Raw genomic sequence first — 14,223 nt, forward strand, 5'->3', positions numbered from 1 at the left:
ACATAATGACCTTTGGCTCATAGCCTTCAAGGAAGGGTGGAATTTGCCGCTCAACAAGATCTCCGCCTTCTGCTGTTTGTAATCTTACGGTTTTCATCGCGGTCATTTTCTCCTTGTATGGTTGCTGAGGGTCGCAACTACCCAACGAGAAACCGGGGGTTTCAGCGCTAGGCAGTTACGAAAGAATGCAGGGTTGACCCTTGTGACAGTTGGGCTTTTTAGTCCGCTTTTAGGCCGCCGCAGTATTTGAGGCGGTTGTGTGGAGAATATCCGCGTGTGGCAATTGGCGGATCTAGTTGGGCTAGCCTCCACACTTTGAGGCAATAGGGTTTGTCTGTTTCGTGGCACTTTTTCAAAAGGTGAGAAAGCGCCGTTTTCTTCTATTCTTCTCTCACCTCCACATATTTGTAATTGCCAGCTTCATCGATACCAATCAAGCCGAAGCTTAGCAGTCCGGCGGCGACCTGTCCCATGGCATCCATCGAGCGCAGCTTTAGCCGCTTGGCAAAGCTTTTGCCTGTGAGCGATCGCAGCGTGAAAGCTTCGGTTGGGTGGTCTTCTAAATACCTTCTCAGTGCCTCTTGCTCCGGTGACAGGCTGGCTATGGTCGGTGCTGAGCTGGTAGTGGTGTTTGCTATTCCGTTCAACGTAAAAGGCTGGCCGAAACCCCATTCGCCATCGAGCATCTGAATATATCCGGTAAGCTGATCGGACGGCATCTCTATGCCCATAGAACGCTTTAGAGCTCGATACCAACTACCTTCTGTTTGCTGAGCATGGCCTACCGCTGCCAATCGGAAGCTGGCTTTATTGCCGCTGGTCATCGCCAAGTCTTCGACGGTTGAGGCTTGAGCTAGCACCCAAATAAATTTGCCTTTGGATGGGCCAACGCTACAGATAGTCGAGACTCTACCCATGAACGATTTATAAGCTCTGGCAGTCATGCCACGGCTCAGCCCAGGCGAGCACTCATCGACGATTAGAAGTTTAGGCCGCTCTGCTGTGCTAGGGGCGAGTAGATAGCGCTCAAATAGTCCTGTCACTTTGGCGTCAACTGCTTCGGGGTTGAGCGTGGTCACATCAAACCGTACTCGCTGATGTGGTGGTATGCGCTGCCAGTAGTAAGACTCAGTTGGATCGTCTTTCGGGTCAATCAGCCACAAGTCTATGCCGTCTGGCAACAGCTCAACTGCTTTCGCGATCGCATAGCCTTTCCCAGCTCGCGGCGCTCCTAGCATGACTGTGCTTTTTAGCTGAGTGGCGATCACATGGCTGAGGTTGTAAACATGCGGCGCGGCGACAGGTTCAATCTCTTCCTCTTCAGCAGACTTAATCAAAGTCTTTGGCGTCAGCAGTTCGTAAACGAGTTGCTGACGCTGATTATCGCTAATGTCGCGGTAATCCTGGATTACTCTATCGTGCGTGGCGAGGTTAGTAGCACTCGATTGACTCGCAGCGGTGAGGGCAGCAGCGCTGAGAAGAAGGGCTGTTTTTACAATGCGATTGTTTTGAGCAATTGGCGAGAGCGAAAAGCCGACTAGTGCGATTGAGATTGCCCACAGGACTAGGCTTTGAGTTCTAGCTTGATTAGCCTGTCTCTCTCTTTCGGCTACTTCAGTTAGTAGATACATGATTAAAGAGATGCAATTGCAGCGCCGATAGACAACAGCAGCAATCGAAACAGTCCGTGAGGAATAAGTGTGGTGCGGCGCTCCATTGCTGTAGCTATCAGCCAAAAGAGCGTGAGAAGAGGAATGCCGAGAAGCAGATACACGGCCCAGTCCGCAGCGCCCATATCTAGTGCCAAGTCTGCAACAGAGAAAGCAGCAGCACAGTAGACGATCCAGCTAGTGACATCGATCCACACGCCCCGGCTTGAGATGGCGACCAGGTTAGCTATGCGGCTTGTGGTTTCGCTGTGAACGTCTACCCGGTTTGTGTCTAGTTCCACTTGCTCGGCGGTTTGCCCGAGCGCGTTTTGATTCTCGATGATGATTTTTGGGGACTTCATAGGGCTAAAACTTGTAGTTGGTTTCGCTGCGCTGGCGGTGGGTACGGTCAACGCTGTTGCTGTAACTATTCAGAGAGATTGAAAACATGGATGCGCCCACAAGAAAGCAAACAGCGGTGATAGCGGAAAGGGTGATAGTGAGCGGATTGAACGAAGGCAGTTTCACTTTAGGCACTCGCTGATCGGGTATTCCTCTTGATTTGGCGGTGATGTACTGACTAGGGCGCTCGTCTGGCAGTTGCAAAATTTCGTTGCTTTCGTCTGGGGCTTGAACGATGGTGATTTGGCAGGGCTGGCCGTTGATGATGGCCTGCCCTTTGGTGAGTTGAGATTGTTTAGCCAGCTTGTTGCTCATGTTCTTGCTCCACAAAGAACGTAGGTACCGGTTTGGGGCTTGTCTTCGACTAGCTGCTTTCTAATCAGTGCTTGTATCTGATGGTTGGTGATTTTGTCGTTGTGAGCTTTCTCGTTCAGTCGGTAATAGAGATAGTTCTCTCGAAGGTAAGCACCCTTGTGTAGGAGCTTCAGAATCTGTTGTTGTTTCATGGGCATATGAATCGGTTTCGCCGTATAGCTTCGCCACAAATTGAATAGCTAGACCGATGTTTTCAAATGTGGGCACGAAGTACCCTTGAGCAAGTTGTGCTTCAAAGTCTGCTGTATCGGCCATAATCTATCTGTCCTGTGTTGCGTGAATTCTTCACAGAAGGCGGGCGCTGGGTTCAGAGCCCGTTCCTCAATCAATTCCTAGGGCAAGCTTTAGCCCTTTTATTTCGCCGTGAACCATATAGCTTTTGTTGAGGAGGATTGAGGCTTGCCTGACAAACTCTGTGTGGTCAATGATGCCTTGGCCGATCTGTCGGTCAGCGCTCTCTAGAGCTTCTGTTATCTGAGCCTGCTCCTTTTGAGCTTCTACTAGTCTGTTTAGAGATTTTTGTTGTAGAGGGGTAATAGTGGAATTTTCCAGTGTTTTGGTAGTCATGATTTGGAGTGAATTACTGAGCTGATAAGCAGTTGGAAAAGCCAGAATGCAAGCATCTAAATAGAGGCGCTTATGGCTAATGTATTGCTACTGGTGATGGGCTTAATCCTTTTTGTGATTTACGGCTATCTCGCGAGAAATGAAGAAGATTCAGAGAAAGAGGCTGATGGATTGCCGAATTGGATGATTATCCTAATTTGCGCCATAAATGGAGGGCGTGATTGACAAATAGAAAAGGCGATCGCACTGAACGACCGCCTCAACCTCTCAGGGCATCCTAAGAGCACAAGTTGTTGCTCAAAGGTTCCCATGCTGAAGTTTTTTGCGAAGTTCATTGGCTGGTTGTTTCTGTTGATTATTGGGTTTGGAATAGCGGTGTTCGGGGTATCAATGCTGGTAGGAATGGTGGGTGTAGTCATCACCTACGGAATTCCAATAGCTATCGGCGCTTTTATTGTTGGGTCGGTGGGGTATGTCTTGTGGGGCATCTTGTTTGGCCCAGACAACTAAAAGCCGACCGCGATCCGAATGGGGGCGCGCGACCGGAATAAAGCAAGATTAGTCGTATAGTTTTCATTGTTCGTGCCTAGTTGCAGTAGGTGCGGACTGGCCGGGGAGAGTGAGCGCTCTTCCCGGCTTTTTAGTTTTGAGGAGATCGGCTGAAATCTACAGGCAAGTCGAATACTGAGCAGTTCAGTAGTCGGCAAAGAGCCTGTGTCTGTTCAATAGTGAGCCGTGGCACCCTCTCCCCAGAGAGCCAGTACAGTACAGCCCTTTCCCCGATATCTAAAGCATTAGCTACGTCAATCGGCTTTTTGTTTTTCTCAATGAGCAACTGCATAAAAGGCGACTCAATATTCTTACCCATGATAACTGAACTCTTGTTCATGAACAAGAGTTCAGCTAATGTAGTTATTGATAACTGAACTCTTGTTTGGTTTACGTATCCGCGTGTGGTGAAACTTTTCCAGGGTTAGCCGCACGTGGATAGCCCATTCTCTCAAAACAAGCCCCTCAGTACTGCTACGTACTGAGGGGCCAAGCAAAACCCCCACGAGCTAGCGACTCGCAGGGGTTTCTAATCAACGACTATTCAATTTATGCACATGAAACATATGATACACGATGCCCTAGTAGCTTGCTGGGCATGGCGGACAGATCACCCTGAGTGGCGTGATTTTCGGCTTGCGATCATCTGGCCGATCACGATTAGACGTACCGTTCCAACCTATGACAATGGTTTAGTGATCCGGTGGCATCGCCCCGCCATTCACTTACTCAACGCACCTCGGGTTGAGCAGGATTACCGCTTAGAAAAACGCCTCAGATAAGCCGCCTCTCGCTACGGGGCGGCTTCTGCCGTTTATGTACACCTCGCTGTCTATGCTGGCGAGCAATTTTTTAATGCCATCATGAAATCATCAGAACTAATCCGCTCGTCGGCAGCTACCCCCTGCCCAGTTTGTGAGCAGGAAACAGGCACGTGCGCCTGGACCGAAGACAAAACAACTACGCTCTGCGCCACGCTGCGCCAGGACGTAGACGCCAATGTCATCGAGACAGAAGCATCCAAGCCGAAGCCGAATAAAAATGGCAAGTTCAGAGGCCCAAAAGACCAGGAACGGGCCGTCAGCACCGCTGCTGTGCGGATAGAGAACGAAGTCAGTAGGCTAGCAGTGCTAGTGCTCGAAGGTAGTGAAACCGAAGCCTCTGTCGGCGTCATCCTATCCGCCTGGTGCAAAGAGCACCACGACGACAAATTCGCAGCCAGCAGACTACTGAAAGAGAAGCTCGAAGCAGGGAAGAAATTCCGCGCTGACTACACCGCCAACGAAGACCACAAACTAGTCCGCGATGACTGCCTTCTGAGGGAGCATTTCGGCGATCGCCTGCGCTACAACGAGCTATTGCTACAGCCAGAGCTTGATGGCGAGCTATTTTGCCCAGCAGAGGCTAGGGTCGAGCTAATCACCCGCCATGACCTCCCTATCAAGTCAGGCGATAAGGATGTTTCTACACTCACCTACCGACTAGCCAAAGAGAACCCCTACCACCCCATCCGGGAATATCTCAACCAGGTCTACGACAAACACGGCGGCGACACTCAAATCATAGAAGGCTTTGCAGAGCGCTACTTTGCAACCTCTGTACCCGTTCATCAGGCAATGGTGCGGCGCTTTTTCATCAGCGCCGTCGCCCGCGTGATGGAGCCAGGTTGTAAGAACGACTGCACCCTCATTCTCAAAGGGCTGCAATCGTGCGGGAAATCGACTTTCTTTGAAATCATGGCCTCAAAGCCCTGGTTCGACGACTCCTATATCAGCACAGGTGATAAAGACGAACGGCTGAAGCTCCACTACTCATGGATCGTGGAGTGGGCAGAGCTAGAAGTCGTCTTCGAGAAGAAGAGCATCAGCCAAGTGAAGGCGTTTCTATCGTGCTCGACTGACAAAATCCGCCCCCCCTATGGCCTGTCGCAGCAGTCTTTACACCGCCCCTCAGTCATTGTTGGCAGCACTAACGAGGATCACTTCTTGGCCGACCCCACCGGGAACCGTCGCTACTGGGTAGTGCCGATGAATCGGCAGCTCGACAGGAAGAAGCTGAGAGAAGAACGCGATCGCATCTGGGCGGCGGCTGTCGCTCTGTATTTAGAAGGTGAGCAGTGGTGGCTGACCGAGAAGGAAGGAAGGGAGGCAGATAAAGATCGAAAGCAATACGAAGAAGTTCATCCGTGGACATACAGCATCGAAGACTACATGTTCAACCGTGAAGAAGTGAGCACCAAAGAGATACTTTGCAACGCCTTAGACATTCCAATTCAGAAACACACTAGCCCCGCACAAAAGAGAGTTTCAACTATTTTTAAAAAGATGGGATGGGAACAGACCAAAAACCCGGTAGCCTATCAGCACCGCCGCACCCGAGTCTGGAGAAAGAAAAAAATAAAAAATCCCTCAGAAAGTGGTGTGTCAGTGTGTCAAAACGCTATAAGCACTGATGCGAAAGAAAAGCGCTGACACAGGACTTGTCATTCTCCTGTGCCGTGCTGTGCCGTGCTGTGTCAGTAGCGGCACAGCACGGCACAGCAAAACAGATGTGGTGTGTCAGTGGTGTGTCAGCTCTATTCCAGCCACTGCAATGGATACAGCCTCTGACACACTGACACAGGACTTTTCGGCAAACTTTCACTTTTTTTGAGACTAGAGAAAATCGGCGAGAGAGCCAGAATTTTCAACTGATAGGAACGCCGCGAAAAAGATGACCAGCAAAAAGCAAAAGCGAAATCGGCGGGGCGGGGTCAGCGTCGGTGTTCGTAACAAGATTTTGCGCCTACGTTGGCAACACTTAGGCCGTCAGCATCAGCTTTCGCTACGCATTCCTGACACTGCTGAGAATAGGCAGCTAGCGGCTGAGAAAGCGGCTCAAATAGAAACCGACATCATCCACGGCAACTACGACGAGTCGCTAGAGCGCTACGAAATCATTGCTCATCAAGCGCGGTGGCAGCAGTCGAATTTATCCACTGCTGAGCTGTTCGACGCATTCACCGCATTCAAGGCCAAAGACGGCATCAGCGGCCAAACCCTCTCGACGAAATACAGAGCGCTGCGCTCAAACATCGTCCGCTTTGGTCGCCAGGTGCTCACACCTAATGATGCTTACGAATTAGTCGAGCTGCTGCGCGATCGCCAATCACCACGCACCGCGAATCAAAACCTAGTTCTACTCAAAGGTTTTGGTCGCTGGCTATGTGAGCAGAAGCATTTCAGGCAAAACCTATTTGCAGATATTCGACCGATAAAAGGGGCCGCAGCGGTTCGCGTACAAGACCGCTCACCCTTCACTCTTGATGAGCTGGCTCAGTTCATGATGACGATGTTGCTGCATCCAACCGCCTGCCATTACTACGGCTTCACGCTCACACTGTTCTCTCTCGGCCTGCGCCCTTCTGAATGCATCGGCCTACGCTGGCAGCATCTTGATCTAGTTCGCCGCCTCGTAACCATTCGCGAATCGCTTAGCCGCGCCGACGATGGGCGCACATCTGGCAAAGCAAGGCAGCGGAAAGGCACGAAGACGGAGAACGTAAGAGTGCTCAAAATGGGCGATCGACTGCATCAGCTATTCGTCACCATCAAACCAGCATCAGCGCACCCGGATGACCTAATCTTCACCGCTGCCTCTGGCGGTCCTATCGATGACCACAACTACCGCGAACGCTACTGGAAAGTAGTCTGTAAGGCTGCTGATATTTCATACCGTCCGCCCTACGTCACTCGACACACGCTCATTAGCCACGGGCTGGAATATGGCGGATGGACAGAGAAACAAGCCGCCGCCGTCGCTGGTCACACTACTACACGCATGATTCAGGAAACCTACAGCCATCTTATGGAGATGCCAGAGATGCCAGACGTTCACTAATTACCCATTAGCTGCACAACCTTGCACACTAACGACAACAGCCGCCCTCATCAGAGAACGGCTGTAAATCTTATATAGCAAATGTTTCGCCAATCGGAGCGGCGGGATTTGAACCCACGACCCCTACTACCCCAAAGTAGTGCGCTACCAAGCTGCGCTACGCCCCGAAGTCGCTAATTTGCCTATAAAGAATAGCACAACCCACGGCCCCGTACTATAGCGTTCGCCGCTTTACCCCGTACACTCTAACAGCGAAACATCTCAAATACTTTCCTGTGGACTCTCCTGAGGAACTTACGTATTTTTGTCCTGTGGACTGTCCTGTGGACATGCTATACTCAATCTAGTGAACAAGACTGAAGGGTTTCGGGGGAACGGCTTCCACTGGTGGGTAAAGCCCCTTCTGGCGAACAAATGCCAGAGTGACTGACAGTCCATCGCTAGTGCATGAGTTGGCTAACGCCAGTTTCAATGCAAAAGCGGTGCCAGTGCTAACATCAGCATCACTACCAACGTCATCACCGACACCGCTACCGCCAACATATTCAACTGATACCGGTCTCAAACGAAATCAGTTGAATCGTAAACAGATACAAAACACAAAAAGGAAACCCAGAGCTGGCAGAAATGTCAGCTCTTTTTATAGTTTACTCGCTTCTTCTCTTCAGGACTAGTCCTGCTCGACTGGCCTCTGTTCAACGAGTCCTGGGTTTTCCCATCCTATCGCTTTGAGACTAGCCAAGCGCCTTCGCCTCCCGATCGATAGCCCGCCCGGTTGAAGACAAAGCCTGCTTCGTAGAAGGTCTGTCCATAGCTATCAATCTCTTTAGGGTCGAGCTTTAGCAGATCCGCTAGCTCAGAGGTTCTAAGTTTCCATCCGCCTCTGGCTGCCTTCTCTAGAGATTCGTAGTAGGCAAGCGGATCGCGTGTGGACAGAGCAGGTTGTAGCTTGGTAGACATTTCGGCAGCGATCGCACTAATCAGCTTCACCATATCGGACTGATTTAGCGCTAGGTTCGAAGACTTTCCTGATGATCGACCTGAGGACTGTTTGGAAGCGCTATCAGCAGATGAGCCGCCTCGGTTGAGTCCTTTACGTTCTATGAATTCGGCGACGTTGCCGCCCACCTTAATAAAGCTGTGCAGCTCATCTAGTAATTTGACTTGCGCTTGACTGACATAGGCACGATTACCGATTTTCTCCCGCTCAATCCCTAGATCTGACATGCGCTTATAGACGGCGCTTCTAGCTAGTTGGTAGCGATCGCTCAATTGATTGACCGGGATACGATCGATATTTCCACTACTCATGATCTATCCTCTGGACAATCCGCAGGAACTCTAGATTAGATCTATCATACATACTTTCCTCTGCTCGATCTGATCGCTAGACAGTTGCGAAGATCGGCAGAGGAAATAGGCAGAGGACGGCCACATCTATCTTTGTTTCACAGTCAAGTATCTGAGGCGTCCAAATCCTGTGACCTTAAAAAGACAAATTCAGCCGTTGTTCCCTTGTTCTGGATAAACGTATGCAGTGCGTCTAAAAGTGAGATCTGTGCCTGATTAACGTATGAGCGATTACCTATTCTCTCCGGCTTGATACCCAAAGCCTTCATTCGACGATAGACAGCAGTTTTTCCCAGACTGTAGCGGACGGTCAGTTTCTTGACCTGTAATCTGCCAGTGCGCTCAATGCCACTTCCACCTTCATCCATAGGACAATCCTCGGGAAAATAGTTCATTTATACTATACACGATTCCTGAGGACTGTCCTATAGACTTACTTCACGCTCCGTTTAATACCCATAGGACCAGCGAGCGTAGTATCCTCTGGCATCGATGTGCGTGAAGATTGAAGAACTGGCCAGGCCACCTTGAGAACCCCACCATCGATTGAGCCTGTCGTAGACAGTGTAGGCATGGACACCCGTAACGACGAAGTCGATAGCATCACCCGACATGTGCCTAGAATAGCGAGCGCCACCAACAGCGCGGTTACTAGCAGGATCGCGATACCAAGAGTTGACCCGGATTGGCCGATCGCCCAATCTGGATCTGACTTCTTCCATGACTCTGGCAATCCGAATGATGCCGTAGACAACGTTTCTGCTGACAGGAATACGACTGCCGTTCTTTGTGGCTTCTGCCCAGGTGAAGTTGCCGTTTGGGATAATTGGCTCTGAGAGGAAGAAGGTGCTTCTAAAGCCAGGGAGTCGAAAGGGACCGGTAGGAACAGGTTTAGACGGCTTCGGATCTGGCTTTGGTTTAGGCTTGGGCTTAGAGGTATCTTTTGGTGGTGGGGTCGGTGTGGGTTCAGGAACAGGCTGAGGTTTATCGTCACTGCCTTTGTGCGGAGCGTTGCCAGGGGGATTGCCCTCGATCAAAACGTCAGGGGCGAAGGCGTACCAGTCTTTGATGTTGCGATCGCCTAATCCAGTCGTTGCTAGCGAAACTTGAACGTGATTACCAGCAGCGGCGCGATAGGAATCTAGCTCAAACTCGGTTTTATTTTTAACAAAGATCTTTTCTGAAGCAGACAGTTGACCGGACAGGACAGGCTCTAGCTTGAACAGCGTATCGCTGATGACTCTGAGCCTGATAGTCGATCCGCTGATCCGAACATCGGGCTGATAGGCATACCAGGTGTTGCGATTGAACTCGCCTAAAAACTTATTAGCCAAGGCAACTTTGAAGTGATTGCCAGCAGCGGGCAGATAAGACTGGAGGTCAAACTGGGTGCCGTTCTTGACGAAGACTTTGTCTGAGTCGGGTAGCTGCGTAGATAAGACGGGGCGCTGTTTGAAGAGGGTATCGCTGACGACGGTTAACTTGACTGGGGAGGTGTCTAGCTCGATATCTGGATTATAGGCGTACCAAATGCGTTGATTGCGGAGGGTTTTGTTAGCCAAGACTAGGCGCGTATGATCGCCCTCGGCATCTGTATAAGAGACCAGCTCGAATTCGGTACCATTCTTGACAAAGATCTTCTCAGAGTCGGCAAGCTGCCCTGACAGTTTGGGACTGAGCTTGAAAAGCGTATCGCTAACAACTTTGACTTTCACAGTAGACCCGGCTCCCTGATTGACACAATATCGTCATGGCATGTCGCTATGGATAATACCCGCAAACGAACTTGCATGGCGCTTACCTTGGGACACCCAGATAAAATAGCAAACCCTAATTTATTTAGACTATTTTGTTTACGCGGCGTTATCTGTGATCGAGTCTGCGATTATAGCGATACCCGAATGCAAACCCAAAGAAAAGACTGCGCCTACGGTCAGCGTAAGTCGCTCTACTTCTGTGCTGTATATAGCTTTTAGCCAATGTTCTACACCTCCACCAAGCTGATTGGAGCCTACCAGAGCTACAGACATGATCGACGACGAACATAACTGGAGTTACAGGTCGCTAAAAGGGGGTTTATCTAACGCTTTGATTAGCTGTGGGACGATGTCGGCTGGCCATTCCCCTTCACACTTTCGCCCACTCAACAAGATGAAACGCAGACCGTAGCAGGTTGGAAAGCCTTCGGCCTCTAACCAGATCGTTTCAGTTTCTTGCTCGCAGGTCAGACGCTCCTCATCGACTAGCTGCTCGGCCATTGCAGTCATCGTGCTATCTAACCGCCGAGCGAGTCTGCAAAGATCTTTGAATTCTTCAGCCGTCAGCTCTAGCGCCCATCCTTGCCCAGCCAGCAGACCGCAGAAGCTATCAGCCGCAGGATTCCAGCCAAGCCGCCAGCCGTCTCCTTCTATAATGCTGCGACTCATCAACTGCTGGTAGTGAGCGGCGCTGTAGCGGACAGATCTGTAGCGGATAGATTTGTAGTAGAGGCCGTAGGCGTCGAGGCAAAGGCTTCGTAAAGGAGATTTGTGAGGTGATCGCGCATACCCACACTCAAATTCTCCACCGCTGTGATATCGCCAGCCATCGGATTTTCGCGCAGGCCGTAGTCAGGATACTCCTCAGGAGAGATCTGCTCAAAGGCACCTAAATAGTCGGCCATTGTCAGCTTCCAATCGAGTCGCAGATTCGTTGGACGATTTCTTATATAGAGGTGATAGCGAATAATTCTAGAGACCAGCGTGTTATCTACGTCGATCTCTCCATCGCTGCTGATGTACTGGTTCTCCAGGGCTAGTTCTGGTAGCTGCTCGTATACCTGCATTGTCACAGCACTCGGACTAATGCGTCGCGGCGACTGCGCCTGAACAGTGCCCAGCGTAACGCCATTAAACGCAACAAGCGTAGCTACCAAGACGCCTAATAAACGATATCGCTTTAGGTGTTTTTGCATAGCTACGTCTGTTTTTGGGGGCCTGCTTTTGGGTTTGTCTTTGAGATGTTTGGTTTGATTGAGGTTTGACTAAGTTAGGTCAGACCGCTCAAATGCTGATTCCAAATCGCTAATTTTGAATCCTATTCGCCGATGATCTCTGGCTGCGTCAGTTCGTCGGACATTTCGACAATGGCGCGAAGGACGGGCTTCATTTTGGACTCATCTAGGCTGTCGAACTCTTCAAAACGACGGCGCTGTGCCCGGTTGGCGACCTGTACAGTAATGCGATAGCGATTTGAGGCGGCGCTGATTAGATCTTCAGTGCGGCGCATGACCTGCTGGCTGTCGAAGGGAAGTCGCTTCATATATTTCTTGATGAATGCAAACAATAATCATAGCAAATGAGCACAGCGAAAAAACGGGGTCTTCAACTGTCTTCTCAATCCGTCAGAGCCAGTAGTCCCCACCGAAATAGCTCGGCTCTGATAGCAGGAGCCGGATGAACGTATGTATGCCCACCATCATCTGATGGTGGGAAAACAAGACCTAGAATTTGATCGCGATCACCGCTGCCACCAATGCGTCCTATCATCGGGCTTCCTAGATTACGTGATCCAATATCTTCATTGACAATCACTAAAGAGCCAGGAATGGGCCAGTCTGTAGTAGGCGAAATAACCTGGTCGATTTTGCTTCTAGTGAAGCTCCAAGGTGCCTCCTGGTGGCCCAAGATTATGTATTCAGGCGAACGTTCTTCTCTATATTCGGCGGCTGTAGCCGAAATCGCTATTGGCTGAACATCAGGAGGCGCGTCGTCGATAACTAACACTGCTAGATCAAGATCTTCTCTCAATTCAGCGTATCGCCACACTTCGGCCTCTCTACGTAGGCGAACCTGCCCGACGGGGGGATCGCTGAAAAACTCTACTTCTATTGAGTCGTTGATGTAGTCGGTATCTTCACTACCTGTAGGAATTAGCTGAGTGATAGCGCTGCGAGTCGTCAGTATCCAAACGCGATCACTTTCTCTCTTGACCACCGTACCCACTGTGTAGCTCGTACCTAAAGCAAGCGGCGTTACCACTCTGACGACTGATCGATAAGGAAGTTCGCGGTGGCGAGAACCTGGTTCGGCTTCTGGTAGCCAGCGTTTTTCTTCCTCAATAGTGGGAGGTGGCTGAGTTGCAAGGGTTCGTAGCCGCAGAGTTTCGGCCAGGTTATTTTGAGCGAACAGATCATCTGCTCTGTAATCTAGGGCACTGCGATAATAGGCTAGGGCTAGATCCCAACGGCCCTGAGACTGTAGGATGTAACCCAACCCGCCATAGGAAAAGGGATTGTAGACGTTGGGTTCTATGTGGCGATCGTAGTTGTATGTGGCTTTGCGGTAGGACTGTTCAGAGTCGTCACTACGGCCCATTTGGTAGTAGAGCTTGCCTAGGTTGTAGTGGGCAAATCGGTAGTCAGGGACGTAGGTGAGGGCTTTCTGGTAGGCTGCTTCCGCTTCGGTGACTTTGCCCTGAGCGCGAAGCGAGTTTCCCAATGCGTTGTATGCGGCAGCGTATGGGTAAGTAACGATGTAGTCGTAGTTGCGATCTGCTACGTCCATTCCGCCAGCAAACAAATCTCTCACGCGGATAGGTAAAGCTGGTATCTTTCGTCGTCGCTGAGTAATTCTAGGTCGCCCGTGTAAAGGTCTTCGGGGATGAGCGCTATGGCCTCTTGATAGATAGGTTCGGCCTCATCGAATCTGCCGTGCATAGAGAGCAAAAGGCCAAGGGCGATATGTGCATGAATACTATCGGGCTCTTCAAGTACACGATCTCGAAAACTGGCTTCTTCGGTAGGAAATTGAAGAAATGCAGTGTTTGCTGAGCTAAGTGTTTCGACGCCGGGATCTAGAAGAGCGCTTTGCCGGTAGGTAACACCCATTTCATCCCAGCCACCGTAGAAAAACCATGAATAGCTGAGATGGCTAAAGGGATTGTCTGGTTCTAAAAGAAGAGATTTTGTCAGAGCTGCTGCTGCACTAAAGGGCTTTCCTTGGTGGCGAAGGGCATTGCTGAGCTGAAGGTAGGCGATCGCATTCTCAGGATCTTGCAACAAAGCCTGTCTTGCTCGCTGCTCTCTTTGCTCAGCCGCTGCCAACAATCGCGATCGTTCAGCATCTTCGACAGCTTGCTGGGTTGTTTCTACCTGCGGTTGAGCCTGCGGTTGATTTTGTGCGGATGACAGCGCGGCACTGCTGACAATGAACGCCAAGACTAAACCTGCTGTAGCGAAACGCATCATAGTTTCTGGTATAGCAGAGCGCGGATGCATTCGCACTTTGCTATGGCACTTTGCGTTATAGAACAAGGGGTGTAGCCTTTCGTGGTGTAGTAAGCAAAGCGCGGAAAGCTACAGAAAAGGACTCTGCTTCAGGATTTAACTCCTGCTACCAACTAAAGAGCCCTTACTTTGCCGTGTTAACGAAATATTTATTAAATCTTTTGTTTGGGCTATGGAGCGTTAGAC

General features: G+C 50.5%; 18 protein-coding genes and 1 tRNA gene. 4 read left to right on the forward strand and 15 right to left on the reverse strand.

Going from position 1 to position 14,223, the window contains the following annotated elements:
* Positions 1 to 380 precede the first annotated feature (380 nt).
* The 5 genes from IQ256_RS20235 to IQ256_RS20255 all read right to left on the reverse strand — a co-directional run bounded on the left by IQ256_RS20235 (position 381) and on the right by IQ256_RS20255 (position 2,993).
* Positions 381 to 1,631, reverse strand: coding sequence for a hypothetical protein (locus IQ256_RS20235; protein WP_193857372.1), 1,251 nt, complete (start codon positions 1,629 to 1,631; stop codon positions 381 to 383).
* Positions 1,632 to 1,633: 2 nt separating this feature from the next.
* Complete coding sequence (locus IQ256_RS20240; protein ID WP_193857373.1) at positions 1,634 to 2,011, reverse strand: hypothetical protein; 378 nt, start codon at positions 2,009 to 2,011, stop codon at positions 1,634 to 1,636.
* A 4-nt stretch (positions 2,012 to 2,015) separates the two neighbouring features.
* Complete coding sequence (locus IQ256_RS20245; RefSeq protein WP_193857374.1) at positions 2,016 to 2,366, reverse strand: hypothetical protein; 351 nt, start codon at positions 2,364 to 2,366, stop codon at positions 2,016 to 2,018.
* Between the two features lie 60 nt (positions 2,367 to 2,426).
* The gene (locus tag IQ256_RS20250) at positions 2,427 to 2,681 is read right to left on the reverse strand and encodes a hypothetical protein (RefSeq protein WP_193857375.1); all 255 of its coding nucleotides are present in this window, start codon (positions 2,679 to 2,681) and stop codon (positions 2,427 to 2,429) included.
* Between the two features lie 66 nt (positions 2,682 to 2,747).
* Positions 2,748 to 2,993 carry a hypothetical protein gene (locus tag IQ256_RS20255; RefSeq protein WP_193857376.1) on the reverse strand — a complete coding sequence of 82 codons (246 nt, stop codon included), beginning with the start codon at positions 2,991 to 2,993 and terminating at the stop codon, positions 2,748 to 2,750.
* 309 nt (positions 2,994 to 3,302) lie between these two features.
* Here IQ256_RS20255 and IQ256_RS20260 point away from each other — a divergent pair, with 309 nt between their 5' ends.
* The 4 genes from IQ256_RS20260 to IQ256_RS20280 all read left to right on the forward strand — a co-directional run bounded on the left by IQ256_RS20260 (position 3,303) and on the right by IQ256_RS20280 (position 7,421).
* Positions 3,303 to 3,503 (forward strand): hypothetical protein, encoded by a 201-nt coding sequence (locus IQ256_RS20260; protein ID WP_193857377.1) that lies wholly within the window; start codon positions 3,303 to 3,305, stop codon positions 3,501 to 3,503.
* A 596-nt stretch (positions 3,504 to 4,099) separates the two neighbouring features.
* Positions 4,100 to 4,324, forward strand: coding sequence for a hypothetical protein (locus tag IQ256_RS20270; protein ID WP_193857378.1), 225 nt, complete (start codon positions 4,100 to 4,102; stop codon positions 4,322 to 4,324).
* Between the two features lie 81 nt (positions 4,325 to 4,405).
* Positions 4,406 to 6,013, forward strand: a complete 1,608-nt coding sequence (locus IQ256_RS20275; RefSeq protein ID WP_193857379.1) for a virulence-associated E family protein — start codon at positions 4,406 to 4,408, stop codon at positions 6,011 to 6,013.
* 241 nt (positions 6,014 to 6,254) lie between these two features.
* A complete protein-coding gene (locus IQ256_RS20280; RefSeq protein ID WP_193857380.1) occupies positions 6,255 to 7,421 on the forward strand; it encodes a site-specific integrase in 1,167 nt (388 codons plus the stop codon).
* Between the two features lie 93 nt (positions 7,422 to 7,514).
* Here IQ256_RS20280 and IQ256_RS20285 read toward each other — a convergent pair.
* The 10 genes from IQ256_RS20285 to IQ256_RS20335 form a co-directional block, all read right to left on the reverse strand.
* Positions 7,515 to 7,588 (reverse strand) — tRNA-Pro (locus tag IQ256_RS20285).
* 176 nt (positions 7,589 to 7,764) lie between these two features.
* Positions 7,765 to 7,986 (reverse strand): hypothetical protein, encoded by a 222-nt coding sequence (locus IQ256_RS20290; protein WP_193857381.1) that lies wholly within the window; start codon positions 7,984 to 7,986, stop codon positions 7,765 to 7,767.
* Between the two features lie 155 nt (positions 7,987 to 8,141).
* The gene (locus IQ256_RS20295) at positions 8,142 to 8,732 is read right to left on the reverse strand and encodes a hypothetical protein (protein WP_193857382.1); all 591 of its coding nucleotides are present in this window, start codon (positions 8,730 to 8,732) and stop codon (positions 8,142 to 8,144) included.
* A 143-nt stretch (positions 8,733 to 8,875) separates the two neighbouring features.
* A complete protein-coding gene (locus tag IQ256_RS20300; protein ID WP_193857383.1) occupies positions 8,876 to 9,139 on the reverse strand; it encodes a hypothetical protein in 264 nt (87 codons plus the stop codon).
* 81 nt (positions 9,140 to 9,220) lie between these two features.
* Positions 9,221 to 10,486 carry a D-Ala-D-Ala carboxypeptidase family metallohydrolase gene (locus IQ256_RS20305; RefSeq protein WP_193857384.1) on the reverse strand — a complete coding sequence of 422 codons (1,266 nt, stop codon included), beginning with the start codon at positions 10,484 to 10,486 and terminating at the stop codon, positions 9,221 to 9,223.
* A 339-nt stretch (positions 10,487 to 10,825) separates the two neighbouring features.
* On the reverse strand, positions 10,826 to 11,197 hold the full coding sequence (locus IQ256_RS20315; RefSeq protein WP_193857386.1) for a DUF1818 family protein: 372 nt from the start codon (positions 11,195 to 11,197) through the stop codon (positions 10,826 to 10,828).
* Positions 11,197 to 11,724 carry a hypothetical protein gene (locus IQ256_RS20320; RefSeq protein ID WP_193857387.1) on the reverse strand — a complete coding sequence of 176 codons (528 nt, stop codon included), beginning with the start codon at positions 11,722 to 11,724 and terminating at the stop codon, positions 11,197 to 11,199. The genes IQ256_RS20315 and IQ256_RS20320 overlap by 1 nt, the downstream gene beginning before the upstream one ends.
* A gap of 122 nt (positions 11,725 to 11,846) precedes the next feature.
* The gene (locus tag IQ256_RS20325; protein WP_006455847.1) at positions 11,847 to 12,071 is read right to left on the reverse strand and encodes a DNA-directed RNA polymerase subunit omega; all 225 of its coding nucleotides are present in this window, start codon (positions 12,069 to 12,071) and stop codon (positions 11,847 to 11,849) included.
* Positions 12,072 to 12,145: 74 nt separating this feature from the next.
* The gene (locus tag IQ256_RS20330) at positions 12,146 to 13,339 is read right to left on the reverse strand and encodes a tetratricopeptide repeat protein (RefSeq protein WP_193857388.1); all 1,194 of its coding nucleotides are present in this window, start codon (positions 13,337 to 13,339) and stop codon (positions 12,146 to 12,148) included.
* The gene (locus IQ256_RS20335; RefSeq protein ID WP_193857389.1) at positions 13,336 to 13,998 is read right to left on the reverse strand and encodes a hypothetical protein; all 663 of its coding nucleotides are present in this window, start codon (positions 13,996 to 13,998) and stop codon (positions 13,336 to 13,338) included. The genes IQ256_RS20330 and IQ256_RS20335 overlap by 4 nt, the downstream gene beginning before the upstream one ends.
* Positions 13,999 to 14,223: the final 225 nt, after the last annotated feature.

Origin of the sequence: cf. Phormidesmis sp. LEGE 11477, from assembly GCF_015207105.1 — a bacterium.
Lineage (GTDB): Bacteria > Cyanobacteriota > Cyanobacteriia > Phormidesmidales > Phormidesmidaceae > Phormidesmis.